The sequence below is a fragment of the Nocardia sp. NPDC006982 genome (assembly GCF_042869435.1).
Taxonomy (GTDB): domain Bacteria; phylum Actinomycetota; class Actinomycetes; order Mycobacteriales; family Mycobacteriaceae; genus Nocardia.
In genome coordinates this window covers 1186996-1205880 of the sequence record NZ_JBIAFV010000001.1, presented here as the reverse complement: position 1 = coordinate 1205880, position 18885 = coordinate 1186996, and the positions used below count along the sequence as shown (strand labels likewise).

General features: G+C 65.9%; 18 protein-coding genes. 16 read left to right on the top strand and 2 right to left on the bottom strand.

The features are described from left to right. Positions 1 to 96: 96 nt before the first annotated feature. The 8 genes from ACFYOW_RS05325 to ACFYOW_RS05290 all read left to right on the top strand — a co-directional run bounded on the left by ACFYOW_RS05325 (position 97) and on the right by ACFYOW_RS05290 (position 10165). Positions 97 to 1587, top strand: coding sequence for a flavin-containing monooxygenase (locus tag ACFYOW_RS05325; protein WP_387284705.1), 1491 nt, complete (start codon positions 97 to 99; stop codon positions 1585 to 1587). A gap of 181 nt (positions 1588 to 1768) precedes the next feature. Then, a complete protein-coding gene (yajC, locus tag ACFYOW_RS05320) occupies positions 1769 to 2116 on the top strand; it encodes a preprotein translocase subunit YajC (RefSeq protein WP_387284704.1) in 348 nt (115 codons plus the stop codon). A gap of 151 nt (positions 2117 to 2267) precedes the next feature. Beyond that, positions 2268 to 4010 (top strand): protein translocase subunit SecD, encoded by a 1743-nt coding sequence (secD, locus tag ACFYOW_RS05315; protein WP_387284702.1) that lies wholly within the window; start codon positions 2268 to 2270, stop codon positions 4008 to 4010. After that, the gene (secF, locus tag ACFYOW_RS05310) at positions 4007 to 5203 is read left to right on the top strand and encodes a protein translocase subunit SecF (RefSeq protein ID WP_387284700.1); all 1197 of its coding nucleotides are present in this window, start codon (positions 4007 to 4009) and stop codon (positions 5201 to 5203) included. Before secD ends, secF begins: the two co-directional genes overlap by 4 nt. A 25-nt stretch (positions 5204 to 5228) precedes the next feature. Further along, positions 5229 to 6935, top strand: coding sequence for an ABC transporter substrate-binding protein (locus ACFYOW_RS05305; RefSeq protein ID WP_387284698.1), 1707 nt, complete (start codon positions 5229 to 5231; stop codon positions 6933 to 6935). Positions 6936 to 6972: 37 nt separating this feature from the next. Further along, positions 6973 to 7545 (top strand): adenine phosphoribosyltransferase, encoded by a 573-nt coding sequence (locus ACFYOW_RS05300; RefSeq protein ID WP_387284697.1) that lies wholly within the window; start codon positions 6973 to 6975, stop codon positions 7543 to 7545. 59 nt (positions 7546 to 7604) lie between these two features. Further along, positions 7605 to 8210 carry a DUF4291 domain-containing protein gene (locus tag ACFYOW_RS05295; protein ID WP_387284696.1) on the top strand — a complete coding sequence of 202 codons (606 nt, stop codon included), beginning with the start codon at positions 7605 to 7607 and terminating at the stop codon, positions 8208 to 8210. A 374-nt stretch (positions 8211 to 8584) separates the two neighbouring features. Then, positions 8585 to 10165, top strand: a complete 1581-nt coding sequence (locus ACFYOW_RS05290) for an ABC-F family ATP-binding cassette domain-containing protein (protein ID WP_387284694.1) — start codon at positions 8585 to 8587, stop codon at positions 10163 to 10165. Here ACFYOW_RS05290 and ACFYOW_RS05285 read toward each other — a convergent pair. Next, positions 10136 to 10567 (bottom strand): nuclear transport factor 2 family protein, encoded by a 432-nt coding sequence (locus ACFYOW_RS05285; RefSeq protein WP_387284692.1) that lies wholly within the window; start codon positions 10565 to 10567, stop codon positions 10136 to 10138. The genes ACFYOW_RS05290 and ACFYOW_RS05285 overlap by 30 nt on opposite strands. 80 nt (positions 10568 to 10647) lie before the next feature. Between ACFYOW_RS05285 and ACFYOW_RS05280 the strand changes: the two genes are divergently transcribed. The 4 genes from ACFYOW_RS05280 (at position 10648) to ACFYOW_RS05265 (ending at position 14271) form a co-directional block, all read left to right on the top strand. After that, positions 10648 to 11148, top strand: a complete 501-nt coding sequence (locus ACFYOW_RS05280) for a helix-turn-helix domain-containing protein (protein ID WP_364474884.1) — start codon at positions 10648 to 10650, stop codon at positions 11146 to 11148. Positions 11149 to 11204: 56 nt separating this feature from the next. Then, positions 11205 to 12482, top strand: a complete 1278-nt coding sequence (locus tag ACFYOW_RS05275; RefSeq protein ID WP_387284690.1) for a hypothetical protein — start codon at positions 11205 to 11207, stop codon at positions 12480 to 12482. Positions 12483 to 12561: 79 nt separating this feature from the next. Continuing rightward, positions 12562 to 13833: a hypothetical protein gene (locus tag ACFYOW_RS05270; RefSeq protein ID WP_387284688.1), complete on the top strand. Its 1272-nt coding sequence runs from the start codon at positions 12562 to 12564 to the stop codon at positions 13831 to 13833. A 72-nt stretch (positions 13834 to 13905) separates the two neighbouring features. After that, a complete protein-coding gene (locus ACFYOW_RS05265) occupies positions 13906 to 14271 on the top strand; it encodes a DUF4345 domain-containing protein (RefSeq protein WP_387284686.1) in 366 nt (121 codons plus the stop codon). A 60-nt stretch (positions 14272 to 14331) separates the two neighbouring features. On the opposite strand, the gene ACFYOW_RS05260 is transcribed toward ACFYOW_RS05265, so the two are convergent. Beyond that, complete coding sequence (locus ACFYOW_RS05260; RefSeq protein ID WP_387284685.1) at positions 14332 to 14493, bottom strand: hypothetical protein; 162 nt, start codon at positions 14491 to 14493, stop codon at positions 14332 to 14334. Between the two features lie 412 nt (positions 14494 to 14905). On the opposite strand from ACFYOW_RS05260, the gene ACFYOW_RS05255 reads away from it, so the two are divergent. The 4 genes from ACFYOW_RS05255 to ACFYOW_RS05240 all read left to right on the top strand — a co-directional run bounded on the left by ACFYOW_RS05255 (position 14906) and on the right by ACFYOW_RS05240 (position 18856). Then, entirely contained in the window at positions 14906 to 15865 is a 960-nt protein-coding gene (locus ACFYOW_RS05255; protein WP_387284683.1) for an acyl-ACP desaturase, read from the top strand. Between the two features lie 105 nt (positions 15866 to 15970). Next, entirely contained in the window at positions 15971 to 16921 is a 951-nt protein-coding gene (locus ACFYOW_RS05250) for a hypothetical protein (protein ID WP_387284681.1), read from the top strand. Continuing rightward, positions 16918 to 18171, top strand: coding sequence for an adenylosuccinate synthetase (locus ACFYOW_RS05245; RefSeq protein ID WP_387284679.1), 1254 nt, complete (start codon positions 16918 to 16920; stop codon positions 18169 to 18171). Before ACFYOW_RS05250 ends, ACFYOW_RS05245 begins: the two co-directional genes overlap by 4 nt. A 58-nt stretch (positions 18172 to 18229) precedes the next feature. After that, on the top strand, positions 18230 to 18856 hold the full coding sequence (locus ACFYOW_RS05240) for an NUDIX hydrolase (RefSeq protein WP_387284677.1): 627 nt from the start codon (positions 18230 to 18232) through the stop codon (positions 18854 to 18856). Positions 18857 to 18885: the final 29 nt, after the last annotated feature.

Genomic DNA, 18885 nt, shown 5'->3' with positions numbered 1-18885 from the left:
TGTCCGATGATACGGTGTTCACAAACGGAATGATGTGTCATTCCGCGAGGAATGGTTCCTACATTCCCGATGGAATGTTTAAGCAGGAGGTTCGACGTGGCGCCTCAATACGACGCGGTCGTGATCGGTGCGGGATTCGGCGGCATGGGAGCGGGTATCGAGCTCGACCGTCTGGGTCTGAGCAATTTCGTCATTCTGGAGCGGGAGGACGACCTCGGCGGCACCTGGCATGTCAATCACTACCCGGGTCTCGCGGTCGATATCGCCTCGGTGACCTACTCGTATTCCTTCGAGCCCAACCCGTATTGGACGCGCCTGTTCGCGCCGGGCAGGGAGCTCAAGAAGTACGCCGCCCACGTCGCCGACAAGTACGGCCTGCGCCGCCGGATGCGTTTCGGCACCGTGGTGGACGGCGCCCGCTGGGACGAGGAGCACCAGCACTGGGTCGTGTCCATCGCGGGCGGTGAAACCGTCACCGGCCGTTACCTTCTCACCGCCACCGGCTTCCTGTCCCAGCCCTACACGCCGCCGTTTCCCGGCATCGATTCCTTCGCGGGCAAGATCATCCACACCACCGCGTGGGAGGACGATTTCGACCTCTCGGGTCGCAAGGCCGCCATTATCGGCACCGGCGCCACCGCCGTGCAGCTGATTCCCGAGGCCGCGAAGAAGACCGAGGAACTCACCGTGTTCCAGCGCACCCCGATCTGGGTCGTGCCGAAGATCGACACCGCGATTCCCGCGCCGGTGCAGAAGCTGTTCGCGCGCGTGCCCGCCACTCAGAAGGCCGCGCGCCTGGTCAACACCAGCATGCTCGAGGCGCTCATGGTGGTCGGTGTCCTGCACTTCAAGCAGGCCAAGCCGCTGAATATGGCCGCGGGCGTACTCGCCAAGGCGCATCTGCGTGCCCAGGTGCGCGACAAGGAGATTCGCAAGCAGCTCACCCCGCACTACGACTTCGGCTGCAAGCGCCCCACTTTCTCCAACCAGTACTTCAAGACGTTCAACCAGCCCAATGTGCGGTTGGAGACCAATTCGATCGATCACATCGAGGCCGATGGCATCGTCACCGCCGACGGGCACAAGACCGAGATCGACACCCTGATCCTGGCCACCGGCTTCAACCTGTGGGACGTGAATTTCCCGGCCATCGAGATCATCGGCCGCGACGGCGTCGACCTCGGAAAGTTCTGGCGCGACAACCGTTTCCAGGCCTACGAGGGCATCACCGTGCCGAAGTTCCCGAACTTCCTCAGCCTCAACAGCCCCTACTCCTACAGCGGCTTGTCCTACTTCACCACCATCGAGGCCCAGATGAAGCACATGGGCCGGTTGCTCGGTGAGATGTTCCGGCGCGGCGAGACCACCTTCGAGGTGACCGAGCAGGCCAACACCCGGTTCCTGGACCGCGTCACCGAGAAGTTGGGTTCCTCGGTGTTCTACGGCGGTGACTGCGCGACCGCCCGCAGCTACTACTTCAACCAGCACGGCGAGGCCGCGCTACTGCGTCCGACCAGCACCGTCAATGCCCACCGCGAGGCGGTCAGCTTCCCGCTCGACGACTACACCTACGGCAAGATCGCCTAGAGCGCTCCGTTGCGCAGCCCCGCGACTGTCGCTCGGTCGCGGGGCGCGTGCCGTCCCGGACGGCTCGAGATCCAGATTCCGGGTCGTCAAGGGTGTGCCGGTGTGGTGGTGAGGACATGAGCTGGCAGACTGTTGGGGTAATAGCCCATTCCCACCCACAGACTAGGGACTGACTTCGACGATGGAACTTCTGTTTCCGCTCCTGCTGGTAGCCCTGCTCGTGCCCATGTTCCTCGGTGTGCGCCGTCAGAAGCGCGAGGCCGAGAAGGTCACGTCCATGCAGGAAAGCCTGAAGGTCGGCGATCAGGTCACCACCACGTCGGGTCTGTACGGAACCGTGGTCGATCTCGACGACACCACGGTCGATCTCGAGATCGCCGAGGACGTCGTCACCACGTGGTTGCGTCAGGCCATCCGCGATGTGCGCACCGAGGACGAGACCACGGATGAGACCGTGGCCGATGAGGCCGAGGCCGGTCTCATCGAGGAGTCCGCGGAGCAGACCGAGACCCGGCTGACCAAGGACTGATCGGTTTACCGGCTCCCGTAGCGATTGCTTGCAGGTCGCTCGAAAGGGGCCAGCCCGCGTGCTGCAGATCGCCGCGGGACATCCGTCCGGGTGCCCGGCCGTGCGTGCCCGCCTGTTCCACCCTCGACTTCCGCCTAGGAGATGACGAACTGTGCCACCTTCCCAGGGATCGGCGCATCCGCTCCGGTTGCTCGGCGTTTACGCCGTGCTGCTGGCCGTGATCTATGCGCTGGTGTTCTTCACCGGTGACCATTCCCCGACCGCCAAGCTCGGCATCGACCTGCAGGGTGGTACTCGCGTCACATTGACCGCGCGCACCCCCGACGGCAGCAAGCCCAACCAGGACAGCCTGCGCCGGGCGCAGACGATTATCGAGAACCGCGTCAACGGTCTCGGTGTTTCGGGCTCCGAGGTCGTCATCGACGGCGACAACCTGGTGATCACGGTTCCGGGTGACGATGGTGGCCAGGCCAAGGCGCTGGCGACGACTGCCAAGCTCTACATCCGTCCGGTGCTGTCGGCGGTGCCCGCGGTCGGCGGCAAGGCCACGCCACAGACGGGTACCGCGGGGACGGCGGGGACGGCGACGCCGGGCACTGCGCCGGATACCACTCAGCTCAACCCCGATGGCACCGTGCCGACCCAGCCCACGCCCACCACCGAGGCGGCGCCGACCACAGAGTCCGCGCCCGCGGCGGAGTCGACCCCGCAGCCGCGCGTCTTTCCCGCGCAGGCCCCGACTTCGCCGCCGGCCCCGCCTGGCGGCCTGACGCCGCAGGAGCAGGCGAAGAAGGAGATCGCGGACGCCAAGGCGACCAGGCAGAGCACCGACCCCACGGTGCAGCAGGCCGCGATGGCCGCGATGGATTGCACCAAGTCCGACCCCCTGGCCGGTAACGACGATCCGAATCTGCCGCTGGTCGCCTGCTCCACCGACGGCAAGGAAATCTTGCTGCTGGACAAGAGCCGCATCGACGGCCAGGAGATCAAGGACGCCACCTCCGGACTCAACCAGCAGCAGGCGCGCCACGAGGTGAACCTCGAATTCAAATCCGGTGGTAGCGATGCGTGGGCCTCGCTGACCGGTGAATACATCAACAAGCGTGTCGCGTTCGTACTCGACTCGAAGGTGGTCAGCGCGCCGGTCGTGCAGTCGGGTCCGCAGCAGGGCGGTCGTACCACCATCTCCGGTAGCTTCACCGCGGCCAGCGCCAAGGAGCTCGCGAACACCCTGAAGTACGGTTCGTTGCCGCTGTCGTTCCAGACCTCCGAGGCCGAGACGGTTTCGGCGACGCTGGGTCTGTCCTCGCTGCGCGCGGGTCTGCTCGCGGGTGCGATCGGTCTCGCGGTGGTGCTGCTGTACTGCCTGCTCTACTACCGGATGCTCGGCTTCCTCGCCGGATTCTCGCTGATCGCCTCGGGTGTGGCGGTGTACGGCATCATCGTGCTGCTCGGCCGGTGGATCGGATTCACGCTGGACCTGGCCGGTATCGCCGGTCTGATCATCGGTATCGGTCTGACCGCCGACTCCTTCGTAGTGTTCTTCGAACGCATCAAGGATGAAATGCGCGAGGGTCGCAGCTTCCGTTCGGCGGTGCCGCGCGGTTGGCAGCGGGCCCAGCGCACCAACCTCTCCGGTAAGACCGTCAGCCTTATCGCCTCGGTGGTGCTCTACATCCTGGCCGCGGGTCAGGTGAAGGGCTTCGCGTTCACCCTCGGTATCACTACCGTCCTCGATGTGATCGTGCTGTACCTGGTGACCGCGCCGCTGATGATGCTTGCCTCGCGCTCGTCGTTCTGGGCGAAGCCGTCGGTCAACGGGCTCGGTGCGATTCAGGAAGTGGCCAGGGAGCGTAGGGCCGGCGATGCGCTGGTGAAGGAGACGGCACGATGACCAACTCGACCCTGGAGCCGTTCGCCGACGAGGTGAACGATTTCGAGGCGCCCAAGCACAGCATCTTCGAGCGCCTCTATACCGGTACCGGTGGATTCAAGATCGTCAGTCGGCGGCGTTTCTACTACGCGCTGACCGCGGCGTTCGTGCTGATCTCGTTGCTGAGCATCGGAATTCGCGGATTCACCCTCGGCATCGATTTCGCGGGCGGTTCGCGTATCCAGTTGCCTGCGGCGGGCACGGCCACCACGCAGAAGGTCGAGGACATCTACTCCCAGACCATCGGCCACGCACCGGTCACGGTGCAGAAGGTGGGATCCGGCTCGGCGGAGACCATCCAGGTCCGCTCGGACACGTTGAGCGCCACCCAGACCGACGCGCTGCAGACCGCACTGTTCAGCGCCTTCCAGCCGAAGGACAAGGACGGCAACGTTTCGCGCAATGCGATCAGCATCGCCGAGATCAGCGAGACCTGGGGTAGCCAGATCACCAAGAAGGCCTTGATCGCGCTGGTCGTGTTCATCGCGCTCACCATGGTCTATATCGCGATCCGCTTCGAACGGGATATGTCGATCGCGGCGATCGCCTCGCTGTTCTTCAACATGATCGTCACGGCGGGCATCTACTCGCTGGTCGGCTTCGAGGTGACACCCGCCGCGGTGATCGGTCTGTTGACCATCCTCGGCTACGTGCTCTACGACAATGTCGTCGTCTTCGACAAGGTCGAGGAGAACACCCGCGGTGTGGTCAATACGACTCGGCGCACCTATGCCGAGCAGGCGAACCTCGCGGCGAACCAGACGTTGATGCGGTCGATCAACACCACGGTCATCGGCATCCTGCCGATTGTCGGCATGCTGGTGATCGCGGTGTGGCTGCTCGGCGTCGGCACGCTGAAGGATCTGGCGCTGGTGCAGCTGGTCGGCATGATCGTCGGCGCGTATTCGTCGATCTTCTTCGCGGTGCCGCTGCTGGTGTCGATCAAGGAGCGCTGGGGTCCGGTCGCGGCGCACACCAGGAAGGTGCTCAACAAGCGGGCCGGACTTGCATCGGCGCGTGCCGGAGCCGAGGCGGAGCGGCGCGCTGTCGCGGCGACCGGCCGCGAGCTGGGGGCGCGTCCCGTGCGGGAACCCGGACAGGCTCCGCGTCCGGGCGCACGGCCGAGCGGAAAGCGGAACAAGCGCAGGCACTGACAGCCGACGGCAGGGGTTTGCATATATGAAGCAGTCGCGAGGGGCACGTCTGATCGGAGCGGTGGCTGCGGGCACCGTGGCAGCCACGGTGATGGCAGGGTGTTCCAGCCAGAATCAGGTGCCCTCCATCGGCTATGCCGTCGACGCGGTGATCGTCACCTACAACGGCGGTACCGCGCTCGGTGCGAGCACCGGCTCGGATGCGGTGTTCGCGCGGGTGCTGACCGGGTTCTTCTACACCGGACCGGACGGTCAGCAGGTCGCGGACACCGATGTCGGCACCGCGAAAGAGGTGCCGGGCGAGGCGCAGACGGTGCAGTACCGGCTCAATGCGGACGGGGTGTACTCCGACGGGGTACCGACGTCATGTGACGATCTGGTGCTCTCCTGGGCCGCGCGCAGCGGCCGCTACACCAAACCCGGTGACCGCGGCCAGGTTCCGCTCTTCGATGCCGCGAGCACCGCCGGATACGCCGATATCGAACGGGTGGACTGTCAGCCGGGATCCAAGGACGCCACCGTCGTGTTCCGCGCCGACCACCACTACCTGCCGTGGCGCAACCTGTTCACCGCGGGTGAGTTGATGCCCGCGCATGTTGCCGCTCGGGTGGCGAATGTGCCGAATGTGGTGACGGCCGTGCAGTCCGGTGATCAGGCCGCGTTGCAGCGGATCGCCGACTTCTGGAACAACGGGTGGACGATCGGCGCGGACAAGGTGGATCTCTCGCGGTTCCCGTCGTCAGGGCCGTATCGGATCGATTCCTACTCCGCCAAGGACGGTCTGGTGCTGGTCGCGAACGAGCGCTGGTGGGGCAATAAGCCCGAGACCGGGCGGATCGTGGTGTATCCGAAGACCGCCGACCTGAAGGCGAAGGTCGGCGACAATGCGGTCGGGGTCATCGATATCGGCGCGGGATCGGTGAAAGACATCAATCTGGACGGGTTTTCGGTGCGGACCGTGCCCGGGCGCGGCGCCGAGCAGTTGGTGCTCGCCACTTCTGGAGTGTTCGCCTCGGCCGACGCGCGGCGCGGTTTCGCATTTTGTGTGCCGCGCCAGGACCTGTTCGACAAGCTCGGCAAGGCCAAGGATGCGCCGAAGACCGGACTCGGCACCGCGGTGCTGAATTCGCGTATCACACAGCAGGATTCGCTGTATTACCCGAACGTGATCGGCGCGGCCGACAAGTACCGCGGTGGTGATGCGACCGCGGCGGCCGCGAGTGCCGGTGCGGCCAAGCCGACCATCCGGATCGGATATGTGAAGCCGGACGATCGGCGCGCGCAGACCGTGCAGATGATCGCCGACGCATGCAAACCGGCCGGTATCAATGTGGTGGATGCCGGATCCGCCGATTTCACGCCGTCCCAGCTCACCGAGGGCAAAGTCGACGCCGTCCTCGGCAGCACCGCATCGGCCCCGGGTCCGGCCGGATCCGAGACGGGTGTGGCCGCTACCAGCGCGTTGCGCACTGGTAGCGGGCTCAATTTCGGTCGGTTCGGTAACGGCCGCTACGATTCGATCACCGATCAGCTTGCGGGCGACGACAACTCGACCACAACGCTGAATCTGCGCACCGAGGCCGAGAACCTGCTGTGGGCGGAGATGCCGAGCATTCCGTTGTTCGTCACACCCCGCACCATCGCGTTCGGCAACGGTCTGCAGAACGGCATAGCCGGGCCCACCCAGGCGGGCACCGGCTGGAACATGGACCGCTGGGTGTTGAAGCGGTGACAGGTGTCGGTGGGTGAGGAACCATGGAGAGGTGTCGATGAGCAAGCATGCGGCGGTGGAATCGGACGACGTCCTAGCCGAGCGGACAGATAAGGCGGCCGAACTGGTCGAACGCCTGACCCGCTGGCGCGACGATTTCCCCTCTCCCGGCATTCGCTTCGCCGATCTCACGCCGGTCTTTGCCGATCCGGAGGGTTTCCGGGCCGTCATCGACTGCCTCGCGGCGTGCGCGCCCGATGCCGACCTGGTTGCCGGCGTAGACGCGCGCGGATTCATCATCGGGGCCGGCGTTGCCGCGACGCTGGGAACCGGTGTCATGGCGGTGCGCAAGGCTGGAAAGTTGCCGCCGCCGGTCATCTCGCGTGAGTACAGCCTCGAGTACGGCACCGCATCGCTCGAGATTCCGGCCGACGGTGTCGAGCTGAAGGGGCGGCGCATTCTGCTGCTCGACGATGTGCTGGCCACGGGTGGCACATTGGCCGCCGCCGCGGATCTGTTCCAGGCCGCCGGTGCCGAAATCATCGCGGCCGCAGTGGTGCTGGAGTTGAGTTTCCTCAATGGCCGGGAGCGCCAAGGCGATTACCCGTTGACCTCGGTGGTGCGGGTCTAGGCCGTTCGGCCGGGTTCGCCGGGTTTGCCAGCCCGGATTCGAGCTGCGAGGATCGCGGGGTGGATGTTTCCGCGCCGACGCGGCAGGTTCGGGCTTCGTACGACGACTCGACAGTAGTTGTCTATCAAGCGTATTCACCGCAGATCGCCGAACCCGCCCTGGCCGCAAGGACTTTTGTGAGTCCGTTCAAGCGGGAGCGGATGACATGGATCAAACCGTCGTTCCTGTGGATGATGTATCGGTGCGGATGGGCCCGCAAGCCCGGGCAGGAGCGGGTGCTCGCGATCACCATGACGCGCAGCGGATTCGAATGGGCACTGGCGCGAGCCTGCCTGAGTCACTATGTGCCGGAACTGTATTCGGATCGCTGTGCGTGGACGCAGCGATTGCGGACGAGTCCGGTTCGGATCCAATGGGATCCGGAACGCGATCTGCACCACCGGCCGCTCGGCCATCGGTCGCTGCAAGTCGGTCTCGGTGGGGAGGCCGTCGATGCGTATGTGGATACCTGGATCACCGAGATTCGAGACGTAACCGTTCAGGCGCGGCGGATCCACGAGCTGGTGGTCGCCGGGCAGTTGTCCGAGGCTGCTGATGCGCTTCCGGTCGAGCGGCCGTATCCGCTGTCGGCGGAGATCTCGGCGGTGATCGGGACCGGCGGGTAGTTCGGCGTTCAGTGTGGCGGACCGGGTAGTCGAGGTGGGTTACTCGGTCGCCCTGGACGATTCGGGGGTTTGTCGGGAGGAGGGGAATGATGTCGCCGAAGAAGCGGATGCCGGCGCCGAACGGCACGGGGACCAGGGCGAGGGCGACTTCGTCGACGAGGCTGGCGTTGAGGGCTCGGGTGCCGATTTCGCCGCCGCGGCGTTCCGAACACAGAATGTGATCGGAATATCAGTGGCACAACATCCGCGGATGTGTCTAATCTAGATGGGTCTTATCCCCGTTGATCGGAGTCATGTCGTTGCTCTCATGAGGTAGCCACTCGGGCGGCCCGCATCCTGTGCGCCGCATTCCCGCCGCAACCTCTGGGGTCCACATGACCAATCTGTCTCTTTCCGATCTCACTTTCTCCTGGCCCGATGGCACGCCCGTCTTCGACGGTCTGGACGCAGTGCTCGGACCGGGCCACCTCGGCCTGGTCGGCGGCAACGGCGCGGGCAAGTCCACCCTGCTGCGGCTGATCGCGGGTGAGCTGGCACCAGCGCGCGGTTCGATCTCGGTTATCGGGCGGCTGGGCTACCTGCGCCAGGATCTCGGGCTCGGCGACGGTCAGCGCGTCGACGCGGTACTTGGCATCGCCGAGACGCGAAAGGCACTGCACCGCATCGAATCCGGCATCGGCGACGAGTCCGACTTCGATATCGTCGGCGCGCAGTGGGACGTCGAGGAGAGCGCCATCGCTCTGCTCGGCCGACTGGGCCTGCACTATCTCGCCGACTCGACCGAACAGCTGGACCGCCGCCTCGAAACCCTCTCCGGCGGCGAGACGGTGCTGCTCGGCCTGGTCGCCGAGCTGTTGCGCGATCCGGACGTGTTGTTGCTCGACGAGCCGACCAACAACCTGGATCACGTTGCCCGTCAACGCCTCTACGAGGTCGTCGCCCAGTTCTCCGGCACCGTCCTCACGGTCAGCCACGACCGCGAGCTGCTGGAGCGAATGTCCACCATCGCCGAACTGCGTCAGGGTGAATTGCGTTTGTTCGGCGGCAATTTCAGCGAATACGAGCGGATCGTCGAAGCTGAGCAGGAGGTGGCGCGCGCGGCAATCCGGGACGCACGCAGCGATGTTCGCAAACAGGCACGCGAACTGGTCGAGACCCGGATCAAACTCGATCGCCGAGCCCGCTACGGGCAGAAGATGTTCGAGAACAAACGTGAGCCGAAGATCGTCATGGGCGAACGCAAACGCGCAGCGCAGGTGTCGGCGGGCAAGCTGCGAAATAACCACATCGAGAAGCTGGACACCGCGAAGGGGCAGCTGCAGCAGGCCGAGGACCTGTTGCGCGACGACCGACAGATCCGGATCGACCTGCCGGACACCCGGCTCTACCCGGGCCAGGACGTCATCGATCTCGAGGAGGTGGAATTGGCATGCGGCCCGACCGTGACATTGCGGGTCTCCGGGCCGGAGCGGATCGCACTGACCGGTCGCAACGGCGCGGGCAAAACCACACTGCTGCACCGCATCGCCGCCGAACCGCCGCAGGTGCCGTGGCGCATACTGCCGCAGCGCCTCGACATCTTCGACGAACAGCGGACGGTCTTCGAGAATGTCGCCGCGACCGCACCGCATGCCGCCGCCGAACAGATCCGAGCCCAACTGGCCCGCTTCCTGTTCCGCGGCGCCGACGCCGACGTCGCGGCTGCGGCCCTGTCCGGCGGTGAACGCCTACGTGCGGCCCTGGCCATGCTCCTGCTCGCCGATCCGGCCCCGAAGCTGCTGCTGCTCGACGAGCCCACCAATAACCTCGACCTGCCCAGCCTCGACCATCTCACCCAGGCCCTGGCCAACTACGAGGGCGCACTGGTCGTCGTCAGCCACGACCCCCGTTTCCTCGACGATATCGGGGTGACCAGACGACTCGAACTAACTGGTGCGGGGCTGGTCGAAACGTGATAGCGCGCGCCGCATGACGCCCGGATGACGAAGTAGGCGCGGCGCCAGCTTCACCGCCAGCAGGGTCAGTGGGAGCCAGGGCCGCAGGTGCGGTTCCAGTCGGCGGATGCGGCCGTCGGCGGCCAATTCGAGGACCATGGCTTCGGTCATCCGGAACGGTCCGACGGCGGCCTCGGCGAGCAGGACTCGCCGCGCACCCTCGCCGATGTGCTCGGTCCAGCGCAGCCGGCCGAGGCTGCCGTACGCCGCGGCCAGCAGGATGCGCAGATCTAGGTGACCGCGGAAGACCAACCTGCCCGAGACTGGAGAGGTCAGCGCGGCATCGGGTGCGAGGGTCGTCATCAGCGCATCGAAATCGCCGGCCTCCGTCGCCTCGCGAAACCGCGCCACAGCATCGGACATGTCTCGATCACCCCTTCGCAGTTGGTTGTTTCGCAACGTAACGGAGTCACTTGCAAAAAGCAATGGACTAGGATGGGCGGGTGCCCAAAGCTGCCATGTCCGACATTGTGTGCTCGATCGCGCGAACGCTCGACGTGGTCGGGGAGCGGTGGACGCCGCTGATCCTGCGCGACCTGTTCGTCGGGGTGAACCGGTTCGAGGACATCCGCCGCGATCTCGGCATCGCCTCCAATGTCCTGACCGCGCGTCTGGATGCGTTGCGGCAGTACGGGATCGTCGAAGCCAGGGCCTATCAGACGAATCCGGTGCGCCACGAATATGTGCTCACCGAGCAGGGGCGCGATCTGTATCCGGTGCTCACCATGCTCATCACGTGGGGCGATAAGTGGCTCGCCGGACCTGCGGGGCCGCCCGCACTGGTCGTGCATCGCGATTGCGGACATCCCACTTCCGGTGTGGTGGTCTGCCGTGACTGCGGCGGGCCGCTCACCGCCGACAATGTGGACTGGCGGCATGGTCCCGGCGCGCGGCGCGGACCGGGAACCATGCTGATCGGCGATCATCTGGAACCGGCGCCCTAGGTACGTCGGGTAACGCAAGTGTTTCGCTCGAGTTGAACGACGTGCTCGGCTGCAGCATGATCAATCCGATGGATCCGGTGTTGCGGGCGATAGCCGATGTCGAGTGGGCCGAGCTGGAACATGCCTACGGCCCAGCGGCGGATGCTCCGGCGCACCTGCGGGCCCTGATGGACGGTGATGCCGAGTCCTGCGTCGACGCGGTCGGCTATCTCGACGCCGCGCTACTGCATCAGGGCAGTGTGTACTCCGCGACCGCGCCGTTCGTCGCGATCGTGGCCGAACTGCTGGCGCGTCCGCATACCGAGAGAAAGGTCGAGGACATACTGCCGTGGGATCCGGGTCCGCGGCCGTTGCGCGTCGCGCTGCTGGACTATCTCGAGGTCTTCGCGCAGGGGTGTTGTTCGGGGATCTCCGATGAGCAGTTGTATGCCGAGGCCTATCCATCCGGCCGTACCGAAGAGGATCTGCAGCGCGTCAAGGCGAATAGGCGCGCCGGGCTACTGGAATTGGGGCCCGATCCAGCGAATGCCCTTCTGGTGGAACATGTTCCTACGCCACCGGGCTTGCTGGCCGCCATCGATGACCACGAATTCCGCGGGGCGATGCGGGCCAGGGACGAGATCGCTTGTCGCGCAGTTGTTCCCGGCGTGATTGCAGCGGTCGAGCCCCTCGTCGACGATCCGGATGTGACGGTGCGCATGGCCGCGCTGCGGGCGCTGATCGAACTCACCGCGCATCCGGCCTATGCCGAGAAGCGGGCCGCGCTGCTGCAGCGGCTGGACGAGATCGCGCCGACCATGTCGGATCCGGTCGAACGCGCCACTGCCGCACGGATTTCCGGCCTCAACGGTGGCCTGCCGGAGCAACTGCTCGCCGATGCCCATCCCGGTGTGCGCACCTGCGCCGCCCTCGCGCCCGCATTCGCCGCCGAACAGCGTGCCACCGACGAACTGCTTGCCGCACTGGAGCATCCGGAGGTCATCGACCGGTGGTTCGATCGCCATCTGCCCGGACAGGACGGCTGGCTGCGCCACGATGTCATCCGCGAACTCGTCAGCCGGGTCGATGATTTCGAGACGCTGCTGCCCGCCGCGATCGAAGCAGCGTGGGCGGCGAATCCGAGCACCGTGCACGCCGACTGTATTTCCTTCCTGCACAGAGCCTTTCCGGATACCATCGGCGTCGGATCGGAGCTGTCCGCCGCCCAGCTGTCGTTCCTCGCGGTACTGGTGGAGATCGATGATCTGTGGCAGCTCGGCCAACTCGAACGCTGGCTCGATACCGTGGGCCTGCCCGGCGGGCGGGACGGCTGTCGGCGGCTCGTCGAGCAGTAACCGCTCGGTCCCACCTCCGCAGACTAGGTGTAGGGTCCTGACTTTCGCCGCCCGAACGCGGACACGAGGATGTGTATCCATGGGAATCGAGTTGCACGCGGCGGGGGTATGCCGCGCGCCCGCTGCGGACTTCCTCGATCAGGTGGGGGAGTGGCTGCTGACCGGCCCGGCCGGAGCGCGGGTCGGCTGGACCGCCACGTCCGCGCCACTGCGGAAATCGGTGGAGGTCTCCGGAGATCGCCTGCTGGCAGTGCTGCATCCGGCGGCCGAGCCGGTCGATCTTCGTGCGGCACACGGGCAGGTCGTGGTGAGCGCCGGTTGTGCGTCTGCCGGGCCGGGCTATCACCGGCACGTCGCGGCGGTGCTGCACGAAATGGGTCGGCGATTCGACATCGTATGGGACGAGGGGACCGAGGATCCGCTCGGACTGGGCGATGACCGCGCCGAGGTCGAGCGCGATTATCTGATGTGGATCCGCAGTCTTGCGGATACGGTCCTGACCGAAGTTCCTGCCGAGGGCGCCTGGGTTTCGATCGGATTGTCGCTCGGCAGTGACCGTTTCGACTACGACGGGCTGGCCGCGAGCTGGTTGGGGCCGCGCGATCGGGACTGGTTCCAGGCCGTCCGCGACGGCGACGAGGTGGCCGCGCGCGCGTTCTTCCCGTGGTGGGAGGACGGTTGGACCGCGCCGACGATTCGCAATACCGCAATGGGCATCATGTGGAACGACGTGCGTTGGCGGCCACCATCGGATGCCGATGACACGCCCGCACTGCACCAGGCCGATGCATTGCTCGCCGAGGCGCACCGGCTCGACGCGGCGCTGGAACTGCCGTGGTCGGCCTGGCACGAATTACGGCTGCTGCTCGGGGATTCGGCCGCCACCGCGCCGGGTGCGCCCGCCGATCTGTCCGCGCGGGCCGCCGCTGCGGACCAGGTGTCGCTCGGCTACCGCCGCCGCCCGGTGCACACCACACCGGTATCGGGGTGGAGCCTGCGCATTCCTGGCGATTTCACCTACGGCTGGGATGGCGATCGGTGGTGGGCCTGGGACGGCACCCGCCAGATCGAGATCACCATCCTGCGCGTCGGCGACCCGAAAACCGGGCCGCCGCCGGCCGCGATGCTGCAATACGGTGCCAACGCAACCGCGGGTCATCGCGGCGAACCGGTCAGCGGCGGTCCCGGTGACGGATGGTGGTTGCCCTCGGAGGACGGTGCGGAGGTCGGCGTGCAGGGGATCGCCAGTCGTCGCAATGGTGAATTGCTGCTGGTCACGATCAGTGTTCCCGGGACGCAACTGGATTGGGCGATCGAGGCCTGGCGCTCGCTGCAGTACAACGGCGACTGACCGCACGTTTGTGGAAGCGGGTGCCCGCTCCGGTCGAGCATGCTGGCCTTGCGACTCGAACAGGAGGTTCCCTTGGCAACTGTCGTCAACACCGTCGTCGGCGTGTTCTTCCTCGCGATGGGTGTCTATGCCCTCGCGGGGCCCACAGCACTGACCCGCCCCTTCGGGATTCGCCTCGAGCAACCCGAGGCGCGCTATGAGATCCGTGCCGTCTACGGCGGATTCGGTCTGGCGATGGCGGCAATGCTGGCGGTCGCGACGACCCACAACGGAGCCCTGCGCACCGGAATCATGATCACCATCGGAGTCGCACTCGGCGGAATGGCATTCGGCCGCATCGTATCCGCGGCACTCGATGACCGTGTCGCCTTCTACCCCAACTGGTTCTATTGCATTGTCGAGACGGTTGCAGCAGCGGCCTTGGTGTCGGTCTCCTGAGCCGATTGCGTCACGTCCCGCCGCCCTCCGATGCCTGGGCCGTCGGAAATAGGATCGGGCTCAGCAGGTGCAGGAGTCCCTCGTCGCTGACGGCACCGTCGGCCTGCCGCGGCCGTGCGAGCCCCAGCCGTCGATGCGGATCGGATCTTCGTGCTCAGGCACAAGATGGATCGCGCCACGGGTCGCGGCCGCCGAACCGTCGGTGGCGAGTCTGATCGTCATGGCCGGTGATACCTCGCCGATGCACTGGGCCCGCGGTGCGGGTAGCGCGCAATCTCCCGATGTGGGAGCCCGATGGTGGCGCCGCCGCGCAGACCGCCGATCGAGGCAATCGTTCGGCAGGCACAATTGGTCGACTTGCCCGCGTCGTATTGGTTGGATCTGCGGAATACGACCCGGTCGCGGTTGCCGCCACGCTGGGAAACCGATGTTCATCCTGCAGGGTGGGCGGGACTGTCAGGTCACCGGCGATGGCGACTTGTCGCTGTGGCGATACCGTATCGGCCGGTCTTCGCGATAACCAGTAGTGAGCCGTTGTGTCTCTGGCGAAACGAATTCTCCGCAGGGGATTTCGGCGGCCCGGCAATGGGGGCACTCTGGAAGAGACCCCTGATCCGATGACAGGAATCCAATCGTGACACGTACCTTGACACAGCTGGAGTTGCTGACCGAACTCGAACCCGTTGCCGAACAAAATCTCAACCGTCACCTATCGATGGCCAAGAACTGGCACCCGCACGACTATGTGCCGTGGGACCAAGGCCGCAATTTCGCCGAGATGGGCGGAATCGATTGGGAACCAGCGCAGTCCCAGTTGAGTGAACTGGCCAAAGCCGCGATGGTCACCAATCTGCTGACCGAGGACAATCTGCCGTCCTATCACCGACTGATCGCCGAATCCTTCTCCCAGGACGGCGCCTGGGGCACCTGGGTGGGGCGGTGGACCGCCGAGGAGAACCGGCACGGGACCGTCATGCGTGACTATCTCGTCGTCACCCGCGGGGTCGACCCGGTAGCGCTGGAACATGCGCGGATGGTCTGCATGACAGCCGGGGTGCAGCACCCGACCGGGGTGGACGACAACGGATTCCTGCCCGGCGTCGCCTACGTGACTTTCCAGGAACTGGCGACCAGAGTCAGTCATCGCAATACCGGCCGGGTCTGCAACGACGCGATCGCCGACCGGATGCTGCAGCGCATTTCCGCCGACGAGAACCTGCACATGGTCTTCTACCGCAATCTCTGCGGTGCTGCCATAGATCTGGCTGCCGACCAAGCGCTGGTAGCGATCTCCGCGATCATCCGCAACTTCCAGATGCCGGGTGCGGGCATGCCGAACTGGCGTCGCAACAGCGTGCTGATGGCCAAACACGGCATCTACGATCTGCGCCAGCACCTCGAGGAGGTCGTCACACCGGTGCTGCGCAAGTGGAATGTCTTCGAGCGCAACGACTTCGGCGCCCGCGGCGAACAGGCGCGTGAGGAGCTCGGCGTATTCCTCGAGCAGCTCGGCAAGGATGTGCTCAAGTTCGAGGAGCAGCGCGACCGGGCACTGGCGCGTGAGGCGCGCAAGCGCGAGTGGCAGGACGCCTGAGCCGATCCCGCTGGATCGATGATCTTGGTCCTGGTCGGCGGACTCTTGACGAGCTTAGTTTTGGTCTCATACACTAAAACTAGGCTCACGAGAGGAAGTGATGACATGGGATACGGGCATTGGGACGACACCGCCTACCGCGCGGCCAAGACCTTCCGTGCCGGTCGCGGTCTGGACGACTTCGGATACACCGCGGAGATGCAGGGGCAGCCGTATTCGGATTGGCGGGCGCATCCCGCGCTCGAACCGCTCGGCGTCACCGTGCGTGAATGCCGGGATTCGGCCGAGCACGGCAACTCGCTGCCGATCGCGGTGCTGTTCGACGTCACCGGATCGATGGGACGGGTGCCGCGGATCATGCAGGACAAGCTCGGCAAATTGCACGGGCTGCTGCAGCGCAAGGGCTATGCGCAGGATCCGCAGATCATGTTCGGCGCCATCGGCGACGCCGATACCGACCGCGTGCCGCTGCAGGTAGGGCAGTTCGAATCCGACAACCGGATGGACGAGCAGTTGCGCAATATCCTGCTGGAGGGTGGTGGTGGCGGGCAGAAGTCCGAAAGTTATGAACTGGCCGCGTATTTCATGGCCACCCATGTCGCGACCGACGCATTGGAGCGGCGCGGTAAGCGCGGCTACCTGTTCATCATCGGCGACGAGCTGAACAAAGCGAAGCTGGCGGGGCGCCATATCCGCGGCGTCATCGGCGATCACGTGCGCACCGATATCGAGGTCGCATCGATCTATCGGGAACTGGCCCAGCGCTGGCACGTGTACTACATCCTGCCGAACCAGTCGAGCTACTTCGACGATCCCGAGATCGCCGAACACTGGCGGGGGTTGCTCGGCCAGAACTTCATGAAGCTCGACGATCCAGCCGCGGTCTGTGAGCTCATCGCACTCGCCATCGGGCTGGCGGAGGACCGCATCGACGTGCATGCCGGACTCGCGGATCTGCGCGATGTGGGGTCGATGGCGGAGGCCGATTCGGTCGGAAAGGCGTTGGGCGTCAAGGCGGGACCGAGTCTTCGTGCCCTGTTGCGGGGTGAAAGGTGATTCCGTCGCACATTATCGTGCTCGACCTCGGCTTCGGAGATGCGGGGAAGGGGGCGACCGTCGATTGGCTGTGCTCACCGATAGCGGGGCTGGATATTTCGGCGGTCGTGCGATTCAACGGCGGTGCGCAGGCCGCGCACAATGTCATCGCCGACGGCCGCCATCTCACCTTCGCGCAGTTCGGATCCGGAACCTTTTCCGGTGTGCCGACTCTGCTCTCGCGGCACATGCTGGTCGAGCCGATCGCGCTGGCGGGTGAATCGCGGCAGCTTGCGGCGCTCGGTGTGCGGGATCCGCTGTCGCTCTTGCGGATCGATGGTCGCGCATTGCTCACGACCCCGATCCATATCGCCGCCAACCGTGCGCGCGAGGATGCGAGGGGTTCCTCGCGGCACGGTTCCTGCGGTCGCGGCATCGGCGAAACAGCAAGTTACGCACTCGAATACGATGCGCCGACCGTCTCGGACTGCCTGCGCCCCGACGTGCTGTACGCCAAGCTACAGGCGATGGCGGCACACTACGAGCCGCTGATCGCGCCGAGCGCGCACCGATACGAAGCGATTCGCGATCTAGTCGATATGTACCGGGAATTCGCCGCCGCCGTGCGCATCGTCGACGGCACCGAACTCGCCCGCCTAGCGCAACGCGGCCGCCTGATTTTCGAAGGCGCACAGGGCGTTCTCCTCGACGAATGGCGCGGCTTCCACCCGCACACCACCTGGTCCACCGTCGAGCCGCGCAACGCACGCGCCCTGCTCGCCGAAATCGACTCCTCCGCTTACACACTCGGCGTCACCCGCACCTACCTGACCCGCCACGGCGCCGGACCGTTTCCCACCGAAGACCCCACCATGTCCATCCCCGAACCGCACAACACCACCGGCCCCTACCAGGGCCATTTCCGACGCGGCCACCTCGATCCCATCCTGCTCCGCTACGCCATCGAGGTCTCCGGCGGCATCGACGGCCTCGCTCTCACCCACTTGGACGCACGCGGAACCGGCTACGCCGCAACGGGATACGCGACTGCGCGCGGGGTAATCGACCGCCTCGAACCAGGCCGCTGGCAAGACCTCGACCACCAACGCGACCTCACCGCCCTGCTGACCACGGCCGATCCACTGCTGACGGCCATGCCAGCCGACCCGGTGCCGTGGCTGGAGCGTCGACTCGGTGCCCCGATAGTCCTGACCGCAGACGGCCCGGACCGCCGCAACCGGATCCCGACCCGGGTCGTCGCCGCTGCCTAGAACGTCGTTGGTGTGCCACTCGGTCGAAGCCGGCCGTGGTGCGGCAGGATGGGGTGGCGTGGAGCAATCCGTGGTTTCGGTTGATGTGGTGGCATTGCGGTTCTGGGCCGACGATGCCGGGGTGGCCGTGGGTATCGCGCCGCGGGAGGTGGAGCCGTTCACCGGGCAGCTGGCGCTGCCGGGGGTCCTGCTCGGGCGGGGGGAGCGGTTGGTCGTGGCGGCGCGGCGGGCGGTGCATACCAAGTTGGGTGTACCGGAAGCGGCGATCGGGGCGGTCGGGCAGTTGGTGACCTTCGACGAACCCAATCGCGACCCGCGCGGGCCGACGCTGTCCATTGCCATGTGGGCGGTGGTCGGGCCGCATGAGGGGCCCGCACAATGGGTTTCGTTCGACGCGGTGCCCGAATTGGCCTTCGACCACAATCGCATCGTCGATGCCGCTCGCGGCCTGCTGGCCCGTCTGCTCTGGAAGGATATGGCGTTCACCAGAGCGCTGACCGGCGACGAATTCCCGGCGACTCGCGCGGTGGAACTCAGCTCCTCCGTCCTCGGCGCCCGCCCCGACCCGGCGAACCTGAACCGCACCCTGGCCGCCATCTCCGGCCTGGAACGCACCACCGAACGCCGCCGCGTCAAGGCCACCGGCCGCCCCGCCGCCGTCTGGGCCTTCACTCCCGGCGAATAGCGCACCGCGTCAACGTCTTCCACGTAGCG

Bases quoted from the DNA above. Each gene is read 5' to 3' on its own strand.
- yajC (WP_387284704.1), top strand. From the start codon at position 1,769: ATGGAACTTCTGTTTCCGCTCCTGCTGGTAGCCCTGCTCGTGCCCATG.
- secF (WP_387284700.1), top strand. From the start codon at position 4,007: ATGACCAACTCGACCCTGGAGCCGTTCGCCGACGAGGTGAACGATTTC.
- ACFYOW_RS05305 (WP_387284698.1), top strand. From the start codon at position 5,229: ATGAAGCAGTCGCGAGGGGCACGTCTGATCGGAGCGGTGGCTGCGGGC.
- ACFYOW_RS05300 (WP_387284697.1), top strand. From the start codon at position 6,973: ATGAGCAAGCATGCGGCGGTGGAATCGGACGACGTCCTAGCCGAGCGG.
- ACFYOW_RS05290 (WP_387284694.1), top strand. From the start codon at position 8,585: ATGACCAATCTGTCTCTTTCCGATCTCACTTTCTCCTGGCCCGATGGC.
- ACFYOW_RS05285 (WP_387284692.1), bottom strand. From the start codon at position 10,567: ATGTCCGATGCTGTGGCGCGGTTTCGCGAGGCGACGGAGGCCGGCGAT.
- ACFYOW_RS05275 (WP_387284690.1), top strand. From the start codon at position 11,205: ATGATCAATCCGATGGATCCGGTGTTGCGGGCGATAGCCGATGTCGAG.
- ACFYOW_RS05270 (WP_387284688.1), top strand. From the start codon at position 12,562: ATGGGAATCGAGTTGCACGCGGCGGGGGTATGCCGCGCGCCCGCTGCG.
- ACFYOW_RS05260 (WP_387284685.1), bottom strand. From the start codon at position 14,493: ATGACGATCAGACTCGCCACCGACGGTTCGGCGGCCGCGACCCGTGGC.
- ACFYOW_RS05250 (WP_387284681.1), top strand. From the start codon at position 15,971: ATGGGATACGGGCATTGGGACGACACCGCCTACCGCGCGGCCAAGACC.